General features: G+C 55.2%; 15 protein-coding genes and 1 tRNA gene. 8 read left to right on the top strand and 8 right to left on the bottom strand.

Annotation, left to right across the window (positions count from 1 at the left end):
- Window positions 1-248: 248 nt before the first annotated feature.
- On the bottom strand, window positions 249-1721 hold the full coding sequence (gene tig, locus VN12_RS12215) for a trigger factor (RefSeq protein WP_146677102.1): 1473 nt from the start codon (window positions 1719-1721) through the stop codon (window positions 249-251).
- A 52-nt stretch (window positions 1722-1773) separates the two neighbouring features.
- Window positions 1774-1846 (bottom strand) — tRNA-Gly (locus VN12_RS12210).
- 207 nt (window positions 1847-2053) lie between these two features.
- Between VN12_RS12210 and VN12_RS12205 the strand changes: the two genes are divergently transcribed.
- Window positions 2054-3793 (top strand): amidohydrolase, encoded by a 1740-nt coding sequence (locus VN12_RS12205; RefSeq protein ID WP_168164360.1) that lies wholly within the window; start codon window positions 2054-2056, stop codon window positions 3791-3793.
- 82 nt (window positions 3794-3875) lie between these two features.
- Here the strand turns inward: VN12_RS12205 and VN12_RS12200 are convergent, their stop codons facing one another.
- Together VN12_RS12200 and odhB are read right to left on the bottom strand one after the other, a co-directional pair.
- Window positions 3876-4796: a sugar phosphate isomerase/epimerase family protein gene (locus tag VN12_RS12200; RefSeq protein WP_240491406.1), complete on the bottom strand. Its 921-nt coding sequence runs from the start codon at window positions 4794-4796 to the stop codon at window positions 3876-3878.
- A gap of 30 nt (window positions 4797-4826) precedes the next feature.
- Window positions 4827-6125, bottom strand: coding sequence for a 2-oxoglutarate dehydrogenase complex dihydrolipoyllysine-residue succinyltransferase (gene odhB / locus VN12_RS12195; protein WP_146677100.1), 1299 nt, complete (start codon window positions 6123-6125; stop codon window positions 4827-4829).
- A gap of 253 nt (window positions 6126-6378) precedes the next feature.
- Between odhB and VN12_RS12190 the strand changes: the two genes are divergently transcribed.
- Window positions 6379-7302 (top strand): alpha/beta hydrolase, encoded by a 924-nt coding sequence (locus tag VN12_RS12190; RefSeq protein ID WP_146677099.1) that lies wholly within the window; start codon window positions 6379-6381, stop codon window positions 7300-7302.
- A gap of 44 nt (window positions 7303-7346) precedes the next feature.
- Window positions 7347-8624, top strand: a complete 1278-nt coding sequence (locus VN12_RS12185) for a C45 family autoproteolytic acyltransferase/hydolase (protein WP_146677098.1) — start codon at window positions 7347-7349, stop codon at window positions 8622-8624.
- A gap of 94 nt (window positions 8625-8718) precedes the next feature.
- On the opposite strand, the gene VN12_RS12180 is transcribed toward VN12_RS12185, so the two are convergent.
- On the bottom strand, window positions 8719-10296 hold the full coding sequence (locus VN12_RS12180; protein ID WP_146677097.1) for an alkaline phosphatase D family protein: 1578 nt from the start codon (window positions 10294-10296) through the stop codon (window positions 8719-8721).
- A gap of 193 nt (window positions 10297-10489) precedes the next feature.
- Between VN12_RS12180 and VN12_RS12175 the strand changes: the two genes are divergently transcribed.
- From VN12_RS12175 to VN12_RS12165, 3 genes are all read left to right on the top strand, one after another.
- The gene (locus VN12_RS12175; RefSeq protein ID WP_146677096.1) at window positions 10490-11959 is read left to right on the top strand and encodes a PhoPQ-activated pathogenicity-related family protein; all 1470 of its coding nucleotides are present in this window, start codon (window positions 10490-10492) and stop codon (window positions 11957-11959) included.
- A 72-nt stretch (window positions 11960-12031) separates the two neighbouring features.
- Window positions 12032-13078: a DUF1559 domain-containing protein gene (locus VN12_RS12170; protein ID WP_146677095.1), complete on the top strand. Its 1047-nt coding sequence runs from the start codon at window positions 12032-12034 to the stop codon at window positions 13076-13078.
- A gap of 85 nt (window positions 13079-13163) precedes the next feature.
- Window positions 13164-13679, top strand: coding sequence for a hypothetical protein (locus tag VN12_RS12165; RefSeq protein ID WP_146677094.1), 516 nt, complete (start codon window positions 13164-13166; stop codon window positions 13677-13679).
- Between the two features lie 20 nt (window positions 13680-13699).
- Here VN12_RS12165 and VN12_RS12160 read toward each other — a convergent pair whose 3' ends face one another.
- On the bottom strand, window positions 13700-14746 hold the full coding sequence (locus VN12_RS12160) for an ABC transporter substrate-binding protein (RefSeq protein ID WP_168164359.1): 1047 nt from the start codon (window positions 14744-14746) through the stop codon (window positions 13700-13702).
- A 129-nt stretch (window positions 14747-14875) separates the two neighbouring features.
- Window positions 14876-15307, bottom strand: a complete 432-nt coding sequence (locus VN12_RS12155; RefSeq protein ID WP_168164358.1) for a response regulator — start codon at window positions 15305-15307, stop codon at window positions 14876-14878.
- A gap of 199 nt (window positions 15308-15506) precedes the next feature.
- Here VN12_RS12155 and VN12_RS12150 point away from each other — a divergent pair, with 199 nt between their 5' ends.
- Together VN12_RS12150 and VN12_RS12145 are read left to right on the top strand one after the other, a co-directional pair.
- Window positions 15507-17180, top strand: coding sequence for an HD-GYP domain-containing protein (locus VN12_RS12150; RefSeq protein WP_146677091.1), 1674 nt, complete (start codon window positions 15507-15509; stop codon window positions 17178-17180).
- A 984-nt stretch (window positions 17181-18164) separates the two neighbouring features.
- On the top strand, window positions 18165-18959 hold the full coding sequence (locus tag VN12_RS12145; RefSeq protein WP_146677090.1) for a hypothetical protein: 795 nt from the start codon (window positions 18165-18167) through the stop codon (window positions 18957-18959).
- 36 nt (window positions 18960-18995) lie between these two features.
- On the opposite strand, the gene VN12_RS12140 is transcribed toward VN12_RS12145, so the two are convergent.
- Window positions 18996-19823, bottom strand: coding sequence for a biotin/lipoate A/B protein ligase family protein (locus VN12_RS12140; RefSeq protein ID WP_146677089.1), 828 nt, complete (start codon window positions 19821-19823; stop codon window positions 18996-18998).
- Window positions 19824-19855: the final 32 nt, after the last annotated feature.

The raw sequence follows: 19855 nt of genomic DNA, 5'->3' as shown, positions 1-19855 counted from the left end.
GCAATCTAACCGTAATCGAGCAGCAATCTCGCAGCGATTTGACAGCCTACCTCAGCTATTGAAGGGCGTAGAAGCGAGGTCGAAGTGGGTTGTAGGTGCCAGCCAGCAGCAATAAAAAAGCCGAGCGTTTAAGCTCGGCTTCTGGATTGGAGAGCGGGACTCGCTCGTTTGCAGATTTCTGGAACCAGTATCACCGCGAGTCAAAGACTCGCGGGGTAGCAACCGTTCCGTACTTCGGATGCCTCAGACTAGGTAGGCTTAACCGACTTGCTCTCGACACCATCCTCTGGCTTCTCATCGTACTTCGCTTCGGGAAGGGATTGAGTGACTGGGGCCACCAAGAATTCGACAGCGAACTCATCCGGTTCTGCCTTGAGGATCGAACCACCATCGGTGGAACTCAATTTGGCTTCGCCGACAATCGTTTCGATAACGCGTCGTTCCAGAATTTGGTTGCGGAGGGCGTCCATTTGCCCGCTTCGCTCTAGCTTGGCGCGAACTTGTCGAGGCGACAAATCGCTCTGGGTTGCAATCAGCTCGATTTCGGATTCGTATTCGGCTTCCGTTGGCTCGATCCCAAGATCTTCGGCGATCTTCTCGAGGACGAAGTGCTGTCGCAGCGCATCCTGAGTTGTGCCTTCGATGTTGCGTCGAACACCGTTGATCACCGATCGGATTTGATCGTCGGTGAAACCGCTTCGTCGCAGTTCCAAAACGCGGCGATGGAGCTCGCGATCCGCTTGACGGCGAACGACCGCTTGGGGCAATTCCCAATCCGCACCTTCCGTGAGCTTGGCCGTGACCTGCTCGCGGAGGAGTTGGTTTTGGTGGTATTCAGCTTGTCGCTCTAATTCCGCTCGCACAAAATCTCGCAGTTCGGTAGCGGTATCAAATCCCAGCATCTCGAGGGTAGCACCGCTCAAGCCTTCAACGTTGACGCGACGGATTTCGTCAACAGTGATCGTGGCGTCGACTTCCTTGCCTCGCAACGACTCGTTGAGCGACGTTTCGAAAATCTTTACCTTGGTCTCGCGGACGTCCCCTTCGCGGGTACCGACCATCAATTCACCGAAGTTCTCGATGATGGAGTCGGCCAAACTCAGCTTGCTGCGAAGGGTGACCATGCTCTCGTCCAGCGAGCTAACCTCTTTGCCGTCCAAACTAAATCGGATGCTGACGACTACGCGATCGCCGACTTGGGCTTCGCCATCGAAGGCTTCCCCAGCGGTGATCCGTTCCAAAGTCCTGATGAGTTGCTTGTCGACATCCTCGTCGCTCAGCTTGTACTCGGTCTTGGTGAGCTCCAAGCCCTTCCAGTTCGGTGTTTCGAATTCGGGACGAACCTCGATTTTGAACTCGTAGGTGAAGTCGCCGGTATCGGGAATATCGACGGCACCGTAGTCCATATCGGGCTCGGAAATCGCCGAAAATTCACCCCCTTCGGTGATCTGCTGAAGGGAGTCCATCACCAGACCGCTCTTGACCTGATCCAAAGCCGTTTGCTTGAATCGGCTTTCCAAAAGCTTGCGAGGAACCTTTCCAGGTCGGAAACCAGGAAGATCCGCACGGGGAGCGATCTCGTCAAACGTCTTGCGGAAATAACGATCTACTTCAGCCCGAGGAATCGTGACAACGACGTGCCGAAGGCAGGTCGACGGCTTGTCAATCTTGACGGTCAGTTGAAGCTTGGAATCTGGTGCCTGAGTGTCGACAGCTGACATTTCCTGAAAACGTCCTCTTAAAGAAGAAAAAAGGGCACAACCAGACAGAAAGAGCGGGTGATGGGATTCGAACCCACGACAACAACGTTGGCAACGTTGTGCTCTACCAACTGAGCTACACCCGCAGGGGAACCTGTCAAGTTATGCCCGCTGCGTCTATCGAATTTCCGCTTGTTCAGCTCTCTTGGCAAGATGCGCAATCGCTGACGCGGGACGCCGATTATAGGAATCCCGTCTTTCGCTGCAAGTCCGTTCGAACCGATTTATGAAAAAGTGAATGGTCGGATGGTAGGATGGGAGGGCCTTGCATCCAACCTTCCCTGCGACCGGCTATGAATCTTCGACTTACCCCTCCCCCTCGTAACCCATTTCGGGACGCCAGCACCCTGGTGTGCCTGCTTTTTCTACTGTTTTCCTGGGTCTTGGCCAACGACGCTTCTTCGCAGTCGCCGCCGAACCCCCATCCTGCGGACCTGCTGATCCGTAGCGGCAGGGTCCTGCAATGGTCCGGTGCCGATGCAGAGGCGGTGGCCGTTCGCGGAGGGAAAGTCGTTTGGGTCGGTCTCGATCGCGATTCCGCCGGCTGGATCGATCAAACAACGACGATCGTCGAGGCCCATGGGGGGCTTGTGACTCCAGGCCTCAACGACGCGCACGTTCATTTCCTGTCCGGTTCTCTGGGATTGCAGCAGATCGATTTGAATGACGCGCAGCACGCTTCGACGATCCTGGAGAGGGTGGAGGCCTTTGCGAAGCGATATCCGGAGCGACCCGTTATCGTCGGACGAGGTTGGCTCTACGGCGCGTTTGCCGGCGGTTTGCCGACTCGCGATATGCTCGACGCGGTCGTCGCGGACAAACCGGTTCTTTTGCGCTGCTACGACGGACACACGATTTGGGTCAACACCGTGGCACTCCGCCAAGCGGGAATCACCCGGGACTCTCCCGATCCGCCGCGAGGCCTGATCGTTCGCGACTCCACCACGGGCGAGCCGACCGGGGTTCTCAAAGAGTCTGCTCAGCGATTGGTCGATTCCCTTTTTCCAGTTCCGTCCCTCGATGAAAAGAAAGAAGCCTTGCTCCAAGGGATCGCGCTGGCGCATCGCGTCGGTGTGACGAGTATCCAAGAATGCGGCGTGGATGATGCCGAATTGATGGTCTTCGATACCATGATCCAAGAGGGCCGCTTCCCCCTTCGAACACACTTCGCTCTTTCCGGTCAAGTCGGCATGAACGACACGGATTTCGATCGCTTGATGGCAACACGACGCGCGAAAGAATCGATCGGCGTGCGTTCGGTGAAGCTGTTCATCGACGGTGTGATCGAGTCGCATACAGCCTATCTGCTTTCTCCCTATGCAAACCAAAGCACACTCGGGCTGCCCGCCTGCGACGCCACGGAACTGCAACGATTGATCGCTCGCCTGGATCGAGAGGAGTGGAATGTGATGGTACACGCGATCGGGGAAGGTGGCGTGCGGATGACACTCGATGCCTTCGAACATGCGATGCAATCGAATCCCGATCGAAAACGATTGCGCCGTCATCGTCTCGAGCATGTCGAAACCATCGATCCATCGGACATCACGCGTCTAAAGCCATTGGGTGTGATCGCGTCGATGCAGCCTCGACATGCTGAGCCCAATAGCAATATCTTCGACGTCTGGGTCGCGAATATAGGTCCATCTCGGGCTGAGCGGGCTTGGGCGTGGAAGTCGATTCTAGCGAGCGGTGGACGGCTCGCGTTCGGAACCGATTGGCCGGTCGTTCCGCTTGACCCTCGCCCCGGTCTGCAAATCGCCGTCACGCGCCAAACACTAGATGGCAAACCGGACGAACCCTTCGTTCGCTCGCAGCAATTGAAACTTGAGGAGGCTCTCTACGCCTACACCTACGGCGCTGCGTTCGCGGAAGGGCAAGAAACAGAGAAGGGAGCGATCGCACCGGGACAAATGGCCGACCTCGTGATCTGGAAAAAGGACCTGCGCACGCTTCCCGCCTCGGAACTGTATCGCGCGGAAGTCGAAGCAACCCTATTCAACGGCCAAGTCGTTTACCGAGCTGGCCAGTGATGAGGCCAGCCAGTGATGAGGCCAGCCAGTGATGAGGCCAGCCAGTAAGCTGAACAGTGAGCTGGACAGTGAGCGATGGGGCTTACCGCGGTGCGAACTGGCTCAAATATCGGTAGCTTTGGGCGAGCGCTTCGGTGCGTGACTCCACGGTGGCTTCATACGCCCGGTCCTCGACCTCGACACAAACGGGACCCACATATCCCTCATCGCTGAGAACAGAGAAGAACTGTCCCCAATCGATTTCGCCAAGACCCGGTAGCTTCGGGGAGTGGTAGAGCTTCGGATGCGCAAAGATGCCTACTTCATCCAAACGATGCCGATCGATTCGAACGTCTTTCGCATGCACATGAAAAATACGATCGATGAAGTCTCTCAGCGGTTTCAAGTAGTCCATGCACTGCCAGACCATGTGGGATGGATCGTAGTTGAGTCCCAAATTCGGGCTTCCCAAATCGGAAAATAAGCGGCGCCAAATCGCGGGGCTGGTCGCAATATTCTTTCCACCGGGCCATTCGTCCTGCGTGAAGAGCATCGGGCAGTTCTCGATGCCAATGCGGACACCCTGTTTTTCCGCCAAGTCAACGATGGGTTTCCAAGTCTTCAGGAGGCGCGGCCAGTTATCGTCTACGCTTTTCGTGAAGTCGCGCCCGATGAACGTGTTGACACGATCGATTCCTAGTTTGGGAGCTGCAGCAATCACCCTTTTCAAATGTTCGGTGCATCGCTCTGCTTCTGCCTCGTCCGGCGATAGGCAATTTGGGTAATAGCCCAGGCCACTGATGAAGACTCCTGTCTCCTGCTGCAATCGAGCGATGGTAGCTATCGAAGCATCGGACAGATCGTCGACATTGATATGGGTTATCCCAGCATAGCGACGTTCCGCTTTGCTCGGAGGCCAGCACATCACTTCGACGCATCGGTATCCGATCTGCGACGCGGATTGAAGTACCTGTGCCAGCTCCAGTTCAGGCAGGATGGCGCTGACGAATCCAAGTTGCATCATGATGGACTTTGAACCGGAACAGGATTCCGACTAGATTTCAAGGAACAAACGGGAGGGGTCTTCGATTACTTCTTTGATGGTCTTCAAGAAGGTGACTGCCTCGCGACCATCGATAATCCGGTGGTCATATGTCAGGGCCAAGTACATCATGGGGCGAATGACGACCTCTCCGTTGAGTGCAATCGGTCGCTCCTGGATCGAGTGGAGTCCCAAGATCCCGCTTTGGGGTGGGTTGACGATCGGCGTGGACAAGAGAGAACCGTAGATACCCCCGTTGCTGATGGTAAAGGTCCCGCCTTCAAGATCCTCTGGCATCAGTTTGTTGGCCATGGCTCGCGACGCGAATTCGCCGATCGTTCGCTCGATTTCTGCGAAGCCCATCTTCTCGACGTTGCGAAGGACGGGGACGACCAAACCCTTCCCGCCACCGATCGCAATCCCGATGTCGCAGTAGTTGCGGTAGACAATATTGTTGCCACGAATCTCAGCGTTAACCGATGGGTATCGTTTCAGGGCCTCGCAGGCCGCTTTGGCAAAAAAGGACATGAAGCCCAGCTTCACTCCATGCTTCTCAGCAAATGCGTCGCGGTACTTGTTGCGAAGCGTCATGACGGGCTGCATGTCGACTTCGTTGAAGGTGGTGAGCAGGGCTGCCGTGTGCTGAGCTTGAACAAGCCGGGAGGCGATGGTCCGGCGGATCATGCTCATCGGCTTGACCTCCTCGGACCGGTTTGAACTCCCCTGTTGAACCATTCCGGTGGAAGCTGTGGGTGCAGAAACCGGTGGCGCCAACGTCCCGGTGACGGTCTTGGTAGGAGCCGGTGCAGCAGGAGCGACGGGTGCGGGTGCAGCCGGGGCCGCTGGTGAGGTTTGACTGACGTAACGAACCACGTCTTCTTTGAGCAATCGACCGCCCGGGCCTGTCGCGGGTACCTGGGTGGCTTGCAAGTGATGATCGTCCAGCGCCCGCTGCGCAGCAGGCATGACGCGAGGGTCCGCGGCGGGCGATGCCGGTGCGGAAGATACGGGTTGCTGAGGTGCGGACGCTGGCTGCAGAGCAGGAGCGGCGCTGCCTGATGGCGAAGCACCCTTTGCCGCCGGTTGGAACGTAGCGAGGATGTCCCCTACCGAAGCGAACTCTTCATTGTTCTTAAGGATCTTCAAAAGGATCCCATCTTCCGGAGCGGAGATCTGCACGGACGCCTTCTCGGTTTCCAGATCGACGAGATCGGTTCCTGCCGCGACCCAGTCCCCTTCCTTCTTGAGCCATTTGCTGATTTGAACTTCAGAAATACTCTCACCGACCGACGGAACGACGATATCTACCATGGAATGAAACTGAATTTTCGGGGGCCGAGCACTAAAAGGATCGCAACTCGCGGCTGCTACAGGCGATGCTTCCACCCGTCTATCAATGGGAGAAGCAACGCTACTATGAGCATATAGCAAGGGGGTCGGGGTGTCACCCGCACCAACCCGATTTTCCGGGCGCAGAATACCCCTAGCCGTACGGATCTCTGTATCCTAACGGTTCCACCCCTTTTCCCACCTCTATCTCTTTCCTATCGCCTGCGAGTTTGCCATGAAGACATTCCGATGGTTTCGCCTTTTTTGTGCCATCACCTTGATAACGTCACTCCCGGTGTGGGCTCCGTCCCAAACTGCGTGGGCTCAAGGGCAAAACGTCACGAGCTCGGAATCGGCCGTCGAAAAGGACGTTCCCTACGCAGAGCCCGCTCTCGAACGCCAAGTCTTGGATATCTACCGGCCTTCCAATGCAAAGAATGCACCGGTCATCTTCTGGATCCATGGAGGTGGGTGGCAAACCGGAGATAAATCGCAGGTCCAACTCAAACCAAAATGGTTTGTCGATCAAGGATTCGTGTTTGTCTCCACCAATTATCGCCTCCTACCGAAAGTACCCATGGAGACAATCATTCGGGATGTTGCCAAATCGCTGGGGTGGGTGGCTAAGAACATCGGCTCCCATGGAGGCGATCCCAAACGAATCTACGTGATGGGGCACTCGGCAGGTGCCCAGCTCGCCGCGCTCCTCTGCATCGATGACCGCTACTTGGCCGCCGAAGGTGTTCCCTTCTCTTCTCTAAAAGGATGCGTTCCAGTCGATGGTGATACATACGACATTCCCGCCATCATCGAAACCGCCGAAACGCGCCGACGTGTCCATAAACAACCGCAAGCCAAATATGGTCATCGCGAGAAGTTTGGAAACGATCCTGCCAAACATGTCGACTTCTCCGCCGTCACCCACGTCGCAAAGGACAAGGGAATCCCACCCTTCCTGATCCTCTACGTTTCCAGCCATCCGGATACCAGCGCGCAAGCCCAGCGACTCGATGCGGTTCTCAAGGAAGCTGGCATCTCCTCCACCTTGTTTGGGGCCAAGGACTCGGAACACAGCAAACTGAACAACGACTTGGGGGTGCCCGATGACCCTGCTTCCGAAGCGTTGAAGAAATTCATTGCTGCGGACGCGAAGAAATAAATGAATCGAATGCATGAGTTCCTGTGAGCTGCTCGGAGATTGCGATGAAGAGAATGTTACTCCCCGTTACGATTGCTCTCCTTCTCGAAGCCTGGGGCGTCCCGCCCATCGCGCTCGAAAGGGCGAATGGCCAAGATCGAGCCGCCAAAGAGGCGGCGATTGTCGGCAAGCCCCCGTTGGTGGAACGATCCGAGGGTGATGGGAAAAATCTTCTCCATTCGGAAAAACTCTCTGGCGCGCGTTGGCACATCGAAGGGAATGGGATTCGAATTCCGGTCGTGGCCGTACGCGGAACCCCCTATGAGATGGGAGTGCAACTCGGGTCACAGATGCGCGACGAAATGCAGCGCCTCGTCCCCCCGTTGGTGACTGGCTTCCGATCCGAATTGAAGGTTAGCGAAGAACAACTGGATCATGTATGGGCAACGACATCGAGTTACACCGATCCGCGTCTGATGCAGCAATTGGTGGGACTCGCTGAAGGAAGTGGTATTCCTATTCGAACGCTCCAGCATGTCCACTGCTTGCCCCTCTTGATGCCCTACGCCTGCAGCAGCATCGCCGCGTGGGGGGATGCGACGGTGGATGGGCATCTCTACCAAACCCGGAACTTGGATTGGTCCCTCGAAGCAGGGGCGCACGAGTTTCCCGTTCTGGTCGTCTACTTCCCTGACACGGGAATACCCCACGTCTCTCCGTCATTCGCAGGATTTATTGGAGCCCATTGCGGCATGAACGCAGCTGGCATCGTCCTATCGGAAATCGGAGACGCGTCCGCAAAAGAAATGCCCTACGAAACGCACGCTTCCCACTTCACCGCATGGTTTCGCACACTGCTCTACGACGCGAATTCACTGACGGAGGCGATTCGTATGTTTGAACAGATCAAGCCGACTAAAAGTTATCACTTCGTTTTTGGAGATGGTGTAACGGACAAGCGATCGACGAAAATTCGCGCGGCGACCGGAGGTGGACGAGCCAAGCCGGAGATCGATCTCTGGAAGGACAATGACCCGAAGGATGAGCTTGCCCCCCAGGTACTATCGTGCGTTGTTTACCACGACGAAGGGCGAGGCGCGTTCCCAACCTTGGCCGCGCAGCGAGGTAAACTCGATGCGGAGAAACTTATCGCGCTGGCCAACCAGATTCCCATCCAGGGAGGGAACGTCATGAACGCGGTGTTCGATGCGACCGGAATGCGCCTTTGGGTTAGCTATGCCGGCCAAGACAAAGAGGCTTACCAACGCCCTTATCTGCAGCTCGATCTGATGACCATCGATATCGATCGAGACGGAAAGCCAGACTGGCGTCCTTCGCCTTGAACCCCGATCGACCTGAGCGGCCCGGCCCGTCTGACCGATGGCCGCCTGCTCATCAAGCGGAAGTGTGGCAGCGGGCGCGAAGCGCCCTACCGAACTACGCGTTCAATCCTGGGCGGGTTGGATCGATATGGAACGTGGCTCGCGTCTGCTTCGGTGCACCTGGTTTGTCCACAAATGCAACGGTCTGATACTCTGCCTTCCAGTCGCTTGGCGTGACGGTGCAGCTTACGTATCCTCGTTCCGCATTATGGAATTTGACAAACGGGTTCTCCGTAAGAAGAGTCTCCAAGTACTTCGGTTTCTCGACGCCGTTTCCACCCGACGAGATGGAGGTTCCCACGAGCTCGGTTGCTACGACAGGGCTATCCGGTTTGTCGAAATCGACATGGAGATGGTTCGCCCAATTGTTATGAATGTCGCCGGTAAGGACGACTGTACCGGTCCGTTTCAAGTCCGAAACGGCTTGGAGCAATCGTGTTCGCGATGCGTCGTAACCGGACCATTGGTCCATGCTGAACTTGCGATCCGCACCCGGTGCGCGATCCGCGCGTGCCATCATGACTTGCTGGCCGAGGATATTCCACCGTGCATTGGATTTGGCCAATCCTTCGATAAGCCACTTTTCTTGGGCATTGCCGAGCAACGTCGCGTTGGGATTGAGGACTTCGTCTGTAATCGGCTTGCTGCCATCGCCGTTCGGTTGGTCGGTTCGATACTGTCGTGTATCGAGCATATCAAACTGAGCAAGACGTCCGAACGGAACGCGTCGGAAGAGTTGCATATCGGGGCCCTTGGGCATCGACGAAGCGCGGAGTGGCATGTTCTCGTAGTACGCTTGATAGGCATCTGCTCGCCGTAGCGCGAATTGAGCTGGATCGATCCCTTTTTCTTCGGAGATCAAGTTCGCGTAGTTGTTGTCGAATTCATGGTCATCCCAAACGACGAGCCAAGGTGCTAATCGATGCGCGGCTTGCAGATGAGGATCGGATTTGTACTGAGCGTGCCGCGTACGGTAGTCGGCCAGGGACATGATCTCAGGACCCGCATGGACGCGAAGTCTGTCCTCTTTGCCAGCCCCTTCGTAGATATAGTCACCGAGATGCAAGATCAGATCGAGAGGTTCTTTGCACATGTGTTCGAAAGCCGTGTAGTAACCGGTCTCGAAGTGTTGGCACGAGGCGAACGCAAACCGAAGAGAGTCAGGCATCGCATCGGGGCGCGGAGTTGTTCGGGCCCGGCCCACGAGCGAAATCGCATCGCCGCATTGGAACCTGTATGCGTACCAGCGATCGGGCGAGAGACCTTCGACTTCGACGTGGACCGAATGCCCAAGCTTTGCGGTCGCTAATGACTTGCCCGATCGAAGGACTTTGCTGAACGATTCATCGTCGCTGATTTCCCAAGTCACTTCGTAGTCGCGGTCATCCATGCCCCCATTAACGGCAACGGGATCCATCGCGAGTCGGGTCCAGAGGACGAATCCGTCCGGCGTCGGATCCCCCGATGCGATGCCGATCTGAAAAGGATCCTTCGCGAAACTTGGCTTCGTGATGGTTTGCCCGAAACCGATTTGACTCACCCATGGCAGCACGGCGAGGGATCCCCCCGATAGCAAAAAGGTGCGTCGATCTCGCGCATATCGAACGGCTTGGTTAAACGATTCTCGTGACATGTTGTGCCTTGGTGGTAGTTGAGTAATTCAATAGGGCGATGGGTTAGGAATCTTCGCTAAGAATTAAGCGTACCCTAGTGGAATTGCGCACGCAGGGGCGGTATGGTGAAGAATTGGTAAAAGATGTGGTTTGCCCTAAACGCCCTCCTCTCCCTCTTCCGTTTATCTTTTTCCAAATCTGGAGAATTGCTGCATGCGAAAAAATTTGCTGGTGTTCGGTTTCTCTTTAGGTCTCTTGGGTTCGCCTGTCACGCCATCTTACTTGTCGACAGCGACGTTGTGTGCCGAGCCCCCCGTTGGGAGTCAGCGAACGGCGTTAGATGATTATGTCGCCAAACCCGATACTACGTATGAGTGGAAGGTAGAAGAAACGGTCGAGAATGCCGGATTCAAGACGGCGATCATCAAACTCAAGTCGCAGACTTGGCGAACCGAGAAAGATGTCGATCGACCTGTTTGGGAGCATTGGTTGGTCGTAACCGTGCCTCCTAAGGTAACCTCCGATCGCGCGTTCTTGATGATCGGAGGCGGTAGTCACAACAGCAAGCAGCCGACGGGACCCGATGCCATCACGGGGCAGATAGCGCTCGCCACGGGCGGCATTGTGGCCGAACTGAAAAATGTTCCCAATCAACCTCTGGTATTTCACGGTGATGGACAGCCTCGCGTTGAAGACGATTTGATCGGTTACGCATGGTCGCAGTTCTTAGAGACCGGCGATGCAACATGGTTACCTCGACTCCCGATGGTGAAGAGCGCCGTGCGCGCTATGGACTGCATGACGGAATACGCTGCGTCGGAAGCAGGGGGCAAGAACAAGGTTTCGAAGTTCGTTGTGGCGGGAGGCTCGAAGCGGGGCTGGACAACGTGGATGACGGGCGCGGCGGATAACCGTGTTGAAGCGATTGTCCCGATCGTCATCGATGTGGTGAACGTCGATCCTTCGCTCCGTCATCATGCTGAAGTGTATGGGTTCTGGTCCGAAGCGATTGGAAACTATTACCAACACAAAATCATGCAACGATTCGATCATCCGCGATTGAAAGAACTGTATTCCATCGTGGACCCGTATTTCTACCGCGGCCGATTGACGATGCCTAAGTACATCGTCAACGGTAGCGGAGATCAATTCTTCGTGCCCGACTCGTCGCAGTTCTATTATGATCAGCTGCAAGGTGAAAAGCTGATTCGTTATGTACCCAACGCCGACCATGGACTGAAGAACACCGACGCCGTCCAAAGCATCGCGAGCTTCTACCAGCTTATTGCATCGGGCAAACCCCGTCCGGAATACTCTTGGACCTTCGAAAAAGATGGAACCATTCGCGCGACCACCAAGTCAAAGCCTTCCAAGGTGCTGATGTGGCAAGCCAACAATCCCAAGGCTCGCGATTTCCGCCTCCAAACCATCGGACCCGCTTTCACTAGCACTCCTCTTACCGAATCAAGCCCCGGAGTTTACGTCGCTCCCAAAGCGGAGGCAAAGCCAGGATGGACAGCGACCTTCATCGAGCTTACCTACGATGTCGGAACCTCGTTCCCGCTCGTGGTGACGACGGCCGTTCGTATTTCACCCGATAACCGACCCTATGAAGGAGTCGATCTCACGAAAGTTGGGTACGAACCAGAGTTGAATGGCGCTAAAGAACGTACTGGCAAGTAAACCGACCCAGTTCCTTCACGACATTAGATATCAATTGTTCATGTAAGTATTTATTTTAAAGAGGGCAGGTTTATGAAAAAGGTTGTGTACAAGCAAGGTTTCACCCTCGTGGAACTTTTGGTGGTGATCGCGATTATCGGTATTTTGGTTGGTCTACTTTTGCCGGCGGTTCAAGCGGCCCGCGAAGCAGCGCGTCGGATGCAATGCTCCAATAATCTCAAACAACTCGGACTCGCGCTGCACAACCATGAGTCGGGATACAAGTGGGTTCCAGCTTGGCGACGAGAGTTCCCCCTCACGGATACCTACGCCGCAACCGGCAACCCCTATTTCACCCTAACAGGGGATGCTCGCAGCCCTCACGGTCCTCTGGGGCAATTGCTTCCCTTTTTGGAGCAATCCAATGTGACAAACATGTTCGATGCCAAGAAAGCGTTGTTGGATCCTGTCAACAACGTGCCCCCCTTTCCAGGTGCTCTTAACAATCCAGCGGCGATGGCCCGGGTTCCATCTTTCCTTTGTCCCTCCGTCCCGGAAAGCCCTTCGAATTACGGCCCCTATTTTGCGCCGCTCGGAATGCCAGCCAACGTGGCTTACAACTTGCCAAGAACCGACTACGCCCCCATGCGAGGTATCCACTCGTGGTTGGCTCAGTGCGTTGGTTTGCCTAGCCAAAACACCGAAAATGCTATGCTGGGAACGACCAATCCGATCACCAAGTACATGGTGAAATTTGGTGAAGTTCCCGATGGTCTCTCTGCTACCTTCTGCTTCCTGGAAATTGCGGGCAAGCAAAATGTGTACTTCTTGAATAAGAACATCACGGTGCAGCCAGCCTTTATCAACCTGAACTCCTTCTACGGCGATTGGAACATCGCTCGCCAAGTACGAGGGCTCAATACGGCCGTCGTTCCAACCCCGGCTGCCAGCAGCGGAGCCCAAGGCTGCTCGGTGATCAACGTGTTCAACGCGAATAATCCCTACTCCTTCCATACCGGGGGAATCCAAGCGGTTCGCGGGGATGGCTCGGTCGGGTTCTTTAGCCAGAGCATGGACAACCAAGTTTTTGTGGCACTCCTGTCGCGAGACGGCGGGGAAGTTGTCACTTCGGAAAACTAGGCTGCTCCGAGCACCTCCTTTGTTGATCTACAAGGCGAGAGTTCTGTTCTCTCGCCTTCTTTTTTTCCTATGTCAATCGATGCAGATGAGTCCTCAATTCCATTTGATGAAAGTGAATTCCATGTGTGTGGGTGAGAATCGTGTTGGAAGTACGGCAGGCGCGAAGCGAGTCTCCCTCGCGTTTCTAATTCTCGGGCTCGTCGCTTTCACTGGATGCGGGAGCGGCGGCCCATCGCTGGTCAAAGCCAAAGGCAAGGTAATGGTGGATGGCAATCCGGCTCCTGGCGCAATCGTGCTTCTTCACCCCGAACCCTCGACGAATTCGGCAGTAGCAAATGGAGTCACCGATGCCAACGGAGTCTTTGCTCCGTTGACAGGAACCGAAGAAGGAATCGCGGAGGGTACCTATCGGGTTACCGTGGTCTGGCCGGATCCAAAGATGAGTGGAGGTGAAGGCACATTGCAGTTCGGTGCGTCGCAATCGAAGGATCCCCCTGACCTTCTCAAGGGCCGGTATGTTTCGAGGGATAAGTCGAAATTGTCAGTTACCGTGAGTCGCTCCAGTCCGGAGCTCCCTCCGTTAGAACTCACCACCAAGTAGTCAACGTCGCGCGCGCGATACTAACGTTTTAAAAATTCGGTCGTGAAAGCCGCGTCAGGCTTTGCGACCGAGGCATCGATGATCTTGAGCTCCTGGAGCGTCTGCCCTAGCTCTTTCCAGCGATCAGCGGTCATCGTTCCCATCGAGACCGCAGGCTCGCCTTCCGGGTAGCAAAGTTTCTTCAAAGCGACGACCCCGTAATCCAATGCGGCTTTCTCCAGCCCCTGTTTGTTGTTCTTCAAAATCAACGCATTGGATTCCTCGGGGGACTCCAAGTATTTCTGCCAACCTTCGATGCAAGCCTGCGTCATCTTTTGGCAAACCTCTTTGTTCTTGCCGAGGAACGTATCGGTGGTGACCAACAGGCTCGCATAGGGATTGTATCCAATCGTCGACAGCATCAGCTCGTTCACCTCGACGCCCTGCTGACGGGCCATGAGTGGCTCGCTGAAGTTATAACCTTGGCAAGCCACATTCTTTTCGGCTACGAGCTGGGCTACCGAGCCGAAGTAGGGGACGACTTCCACGTTGTCTTGCAAGAAGCCCTTGCTTTTTAAGAAGGGAACATAGGGGCGAGTCGAATCGATTTGGAGCTTGATCCCCTTCAGCTTGTCAAAGGAATCCACGCCAGAGTCTTGCCGAGTTAAGATGCAGCGTGGGCCGTCTTGAATGGGAGCCATCAGGGCCACTAGCGGGATATCGGCATTGCGAGCGATCAATACATCATCCGCATTGGCGACGCCAAACGCGACTCGGCCAAGTAGCAGTTCTTCGCGCACGACGGTCGTCTTTCCACCCGGCTTGATCTCGACATCAAGACCGTGCTTTTGGAATATCCCGTGGACTTGGGCGGCGTAGAAGCCACCGTGCTCCGCCTCGGGGTACCAATTCAGCAGCAGAGAGACTTTCGTCAGCGGAGCTGTTCCACCTTTCCCAGTTAAATCTTTCGCCGCTTCGGCTTGTTCGGGGGAAAGCTTTTGGCTCGCGGATTTGTTCCCAGCAGAAGGAGCCGGACCACATCCTGCGATCCAGGAGGCGAGCAAGGAACAAAGAAGGGAAAAGCCCATGGAGAGCTTCGATGATTGACTCGATGACATGCGACGAACTGCGAGGTTGGTGTTGGGTGAACGATTTCAGCGTGCTGAAATGAGTTTACCAGGAAGGCAACTTCGTTGCATCGCGCAAGGCGTAGTTCGTCAGACGACGATTTCAAGAAGATCGGTTCGCCCGGAAACCAGGGACCGAACCACCGAGACCAATTCGGTCATGCTAAAAGGCTTTTGGAGCAATCGTTCGATGCCATACTTTTGCCGCATGAGATCGGTATCAAGCTCCAGCGTTTTCGCCGAACACATCACAATGTGCATGTCGTGGTTATGAAGCTCATTCCTCAGCATGTCACAAATCTGCTCCCCGTTGAGAATCGGCATCTCATAGTCGGTGAGGAGAATGTCGAAGTGCTCCTGTTGCAGAAGATGGATCGCCTCTTGACCGTTGGCGGCCAAAGTAGCGTCGAGACCCGCGCGTTCGAGATTAAATCGCAACAAATTACCGATGACGATACTGTCTTCGGCAATGAGTACCTTTGCGGCACGTGGCGATTGTTCTGAAACATGGGGGAATGACATATTCGGCTTCTTACATTGCTGAGTACATATAATGGTAATGGGCATGACATCGAGGCGAAGTAATCTAAGACGGAGCAATGCGCTTAGCAAATTTCTTTTCTAGATTTCTAGCGGAATGATTGATTTTGCGTGCTAGATAACTACGGAGGGTTATGCAAACCTTCCCAAGCCCATATCGCATTCCGCACGATCGCTACAAATGATACCAATTCGACAACCGCTGCTCTCGGGACGACATCTTGCTACGGCACATCGATGGGCAAGCGGATTAAGTGAATCGCTTGGGGGATTTCTATCCGTATATCAGCTCAGCTCCGAGCAATCGAGCGAGTACGAACCGATCATCCAGCTATGGTGCGAGCCCACCGAAGCGCTAACGGAGTGTCAACTGGAAACGCTGAGGGTACTAGCTGGCCAACCCATTGCCGGCCACGAAGAAAATACGATTGAGTTATTGGAATGCAATTGCCCGGGAGTCGATGGACGATGTTACGTCGGGTCCGTTCCTCTTTGGGGAATCCGTTTCGCGTGCGTCCTTCCCGCTTCGCTCGAAACCAATGGACGTCATGTGCGAAGCCTTGCCCTCGCACACTTGAAGATGGTGCAATCATTGGAAGAGAACCAAAGTTCCAAAATGCAGGGCCGCGCGTTCGTTCAACAAGTGACGCAGGACTTTGAAGAGTTGACTTGGCTGCGAGGAGTGAGTCAGCAGATTGGGATCGCCGACATTCGATCGTCCATGCTCGACGTTGCAACCTCGCAACTGCCTATGCTGCGAAGCGTGATCCGTAGCGAGCTGATCGCGTTGGTTCCTTCCGATCTGATCGAAAACCCATCAGAGGATAGCCTCTCCCGTATAACTTCCGTTGGAACCCCCCCGTGCGAATGGGAGGCGATTATTGAGTTCGTGCGACGCTGTTCGCAACGAAGCCCGGCTCCGACACTTGTATTCAATGTCCAAACGGTAGCAAATCTATTCGAACCATTTCCTGCTATCCGCAACTGCATTCTGGTTCGTGTGGAAAAGCAGAATCGAAAATTTGGTTACTTGGTTGCCCTCAATCGCGAAATGGAGTTTCTGGGTGACAGCCCGGAAGATTTCTTCAGTATCGATCCAAACGGTTTGCAGTTTGGAACCTTTGAAGCTGGTTTGCTCAGCGTTCTCGCTACGGTTCTTTCAGGGCATGCGACGAACGGAGAACTGTTTCGCGAGCAAGAAAATCTCCTGACCGGTGTCATACGCGCCGTGATCAATGCCATTGACGCGAAGGATGCCTACACATGTGGTCACAGCGACCGCGTGGCATCGTTCGCCAAAGCCATCGCCATGCAAATGGGGCTTGAGAAAGAAGAATGTGAACGGATCTACATGTCAGGGTTACTTCACGACGTGGGCAAGATCGGAGTCCCTGATTCTATCCTAGGCAAGCCAGGAAAATTGACCGATGAAGAATTCGCAGCGGTCAAGAAGCATCCGGAGATCGGGTATCAAATTCTCAAGCACCTCACCCCGCTACAATATGTACTCCCGGGGGTCTTGCATCACCATGAGGCAATCAACGGGAAGGGCTACCCCGCCGGTCTGGTCGGCGAAGCGATTCCGCTTCAAGGAAGGATCTTGGCCGTGGCGGATGCCTACGATGCAATGACAAGCGATCGGCCTTATCGCAAAGGGATGCCATCCGAAAAGGCTGAAGCCATCCTACGGAGCGAAGCCGGAGTCACTTGGGATGAAATGGCGGTTCAGGCGATTTTGAATTGCATCGCGGAAGGTAGCGTGTCGCCTCAATCGAGCGTCCCAGCGGCGATTGCAACCTTGCCTCCCGCCATCCCGTCGTTTCCCCTTGCGAACTCCATCAGCATCAGCGGTTAGCCTCCATCACGCATCCCGCGCGTCTCTCCCACCCTAGAGCGAGTCCCCCGCCCGCTCTCCCCCTTCCCAACTCACCGTCCCCAAAGCCTCCCCCCCAAAAGGGGGGTGCGACCTATTAGCCGTTTTCACCAACTACCCCCTCACAAGGTGGGTGCGACCTATTGGATGGTCCGACGTATTGGATGGTCGCAAGGCGAGTAAGCGTCCCCCTACGTAGGTGGGTGCCTCCTGTTTCTGTTGCGTCTTTGCGCCTTCGCGCGAAATCTTCCCTACCCCCCATTAGGTGGGTGCGGCCTATTGAGCCACTGAAAAGGTGGGTGCCCCCTATCGCTCCTAATTGGAGATTACAGTGCCATTCGTGGGTGCCTCCTATTTCTACCTCCTATTTCTTTACCCCCAGAAGGTGGGTGCGACCTATTGAGCCCCCTACCCCCCATTAGGTGGGTGCGACCTATTGAGCCACTGAAAAGGTGGGTGCGACCTATCGAATGGGAGTCACCAACTACCCCCCAAAAGGTGGGTGCCTCTTATTGGATGGTCATGCCTCTTATTGCTCATGCTCTCGATCGTAGTCGAAGAAGGTGGGTGTTATGCGATCTCTTGTCGAAGAAGGTGGGTGTGATGAGATCTATGAACCTGGGTGGCGATTAGGTTCGGGAGTGACGTGTCTGGTGCCACGGCAGGATCGCAAACGGGGGGCAATACTCTTTGCATCAGGCCCCGAAGATCGCTTTGTAAAGTGTATCTTCAAATTGACGGCGCCGGGATCAAACTGGTGACGCCCTAAGTGGTGCAACTCGTGATCTGGTATCGGCCCGTGATCGAAAGAAACGGTTTCCCTCAGGGGAAGACCACCTACTCGTCTCTTCTAGGCTTGAAGTTCCGTGGCTTGCCACTTCTTGGCACGCCGTTTGTTTCCTTCTACCTCCAACAAGATATTGTCGACGGTTGGTTTCGAAACGGAAGAAAGTGCGAAGGTGCATTATGGCTTGGTGGAAGTTCATTGGATCCAAGAGGATCTTCACGGCTTGGATCGGTTTGGTTTTGGGGCTTTCCATGTCAAGCAGCTCATGGGCCAGAAACCCGTGGTCGAGTGAAGTAGGGGATGCGCGCGCTGTTCAAAGTAAAACCGAAGACATCGCGGAGCGTTTGCGTGACAAGTTTCCGTTTTGCCCTGCGACCAGTATCGCCTCGCATCTGGACCAATCCGCCAATCAACTAGAATCGTTGATTGAGCAAGGCGCTTCGTGGTATCAAGTTCAATCGGCGCTTCGACAAACGCGCTCACTCTCCGGACAAACCCACCGTGCCGCATCGGCCGATCGTCATGTTCGGGAAGATGGACGATTGATGAACTACTTCGGCGAACTCAACCGACGACTCGATAAACTCGATCAAGAGTTGCGAGAAGCTTATGCCAAGTCCTCCTCGCCCGATTGTTTGCCTGATCGTCCTCACGGTGGATATAACGGTGGTTACCAAAGTGGCTACCACGGTGGGCATCCGGGGAGTTTCGCTGGCGACCATCCTATCGGTGGCGTCTATCCAGATCGGCCTTCGCACTATCCCTCCTGGAATGGGCCCTCCTGGAATGGGCCATCCCGCAACGGGCCGTCCTGGGATAGACCCAACGGGAACCCACCTGCATGGGGGACGCGACCCTCGGGGGGGCAACTTGAAATCCATTATCAATCGAATCGTCTCCCGACCCGAAATGCGCCGACGGTCGGCCGACAAGTCCTCTCTTCAGTCCTTAACGAACTGGTGAACGGCTTGTAACCTACGCCAACGGTGACGCTGCAGGAGGGAAGGAGCTCAACGCTCTCGGTGCCAGGCAGGATTGGCGTAGCGAGTTTGCATGAGCTGGTCGACCCAATCGGCCAGCTTGTCTTGGTAGGGATAGTTCTCCCAAGGTTGATCGGCTTGCCAAGTGCTTTGCAGTTGCCTTCCAAGCTCGCGTTCGAATGCGAGGCGATCTACCGAGGAGTCCTGCAAGAGATTTCTGACAAAGCTCCTGTGGGAACGGCGTTCTCGATACTCAGGCTGGCGAGGTGGCTCAAGCAAGTAACGCTCGATCCATTCGAGCGGCATGTCGAGAAGAAGTGTGCCGTGATAAATCATTGCGTGCCGTTTGCATCGAAGCGCATTTCCTGAGAACTTGTAGGGACCGTCGGTTAGATCGCAAGTCCCTTGGAGTGCAATTTTCTTTGTGATTCCGAACTCACGAAGAGCTGCTACCACTGCTTCTTTGGTCCGACTCATGACCTCGCGATGGGCAATATCGAGGGAACGCCATGTCGGCCGCTTGGTATACGAAATCTGCACGGAGACCATCAAGCAACCCGGGCCCGCAACGATGGTGGATCCCCCGCTCGCTCGTCGCAATACCGGGACCCCATCCGCCTCGCATCGCTCTAAACAAACCTCTTCACCGATGCGGCTCGCTCTACCCATGACGACGACAGGGGAATGGAAACTCCACACTCGTAAGGCCTCGAGCGGCGCTAGTTCGCCTGCCTCATCTGGCCGATTCCCGTTTTGGGTTTCTTGCTCGTGCAGTACTTCATCGGCGAGTTCGACGCAAGCTTCCTCCCATGCGACGTTTAACTCGGGTGCCTGAAATGAGTGCTCTGAAAAGTACATCTGGGAAGGGTGGGGTTGGTTGGATCGGCTTT

It is taken from the genome of Pirellula sp. SH-Sr6A, assembly GCF_001610875.1.
GTDB lineage: Bacteria > Planctomycetota > Planctomycetia > Pirellulales > Pirellulaceae > JBKCUI01.
The sequence above is the reverse complement of the archived record's forward strand: the minus strand, read 5'-3'. Positions and strand labels throughout refer to the sequence as shown.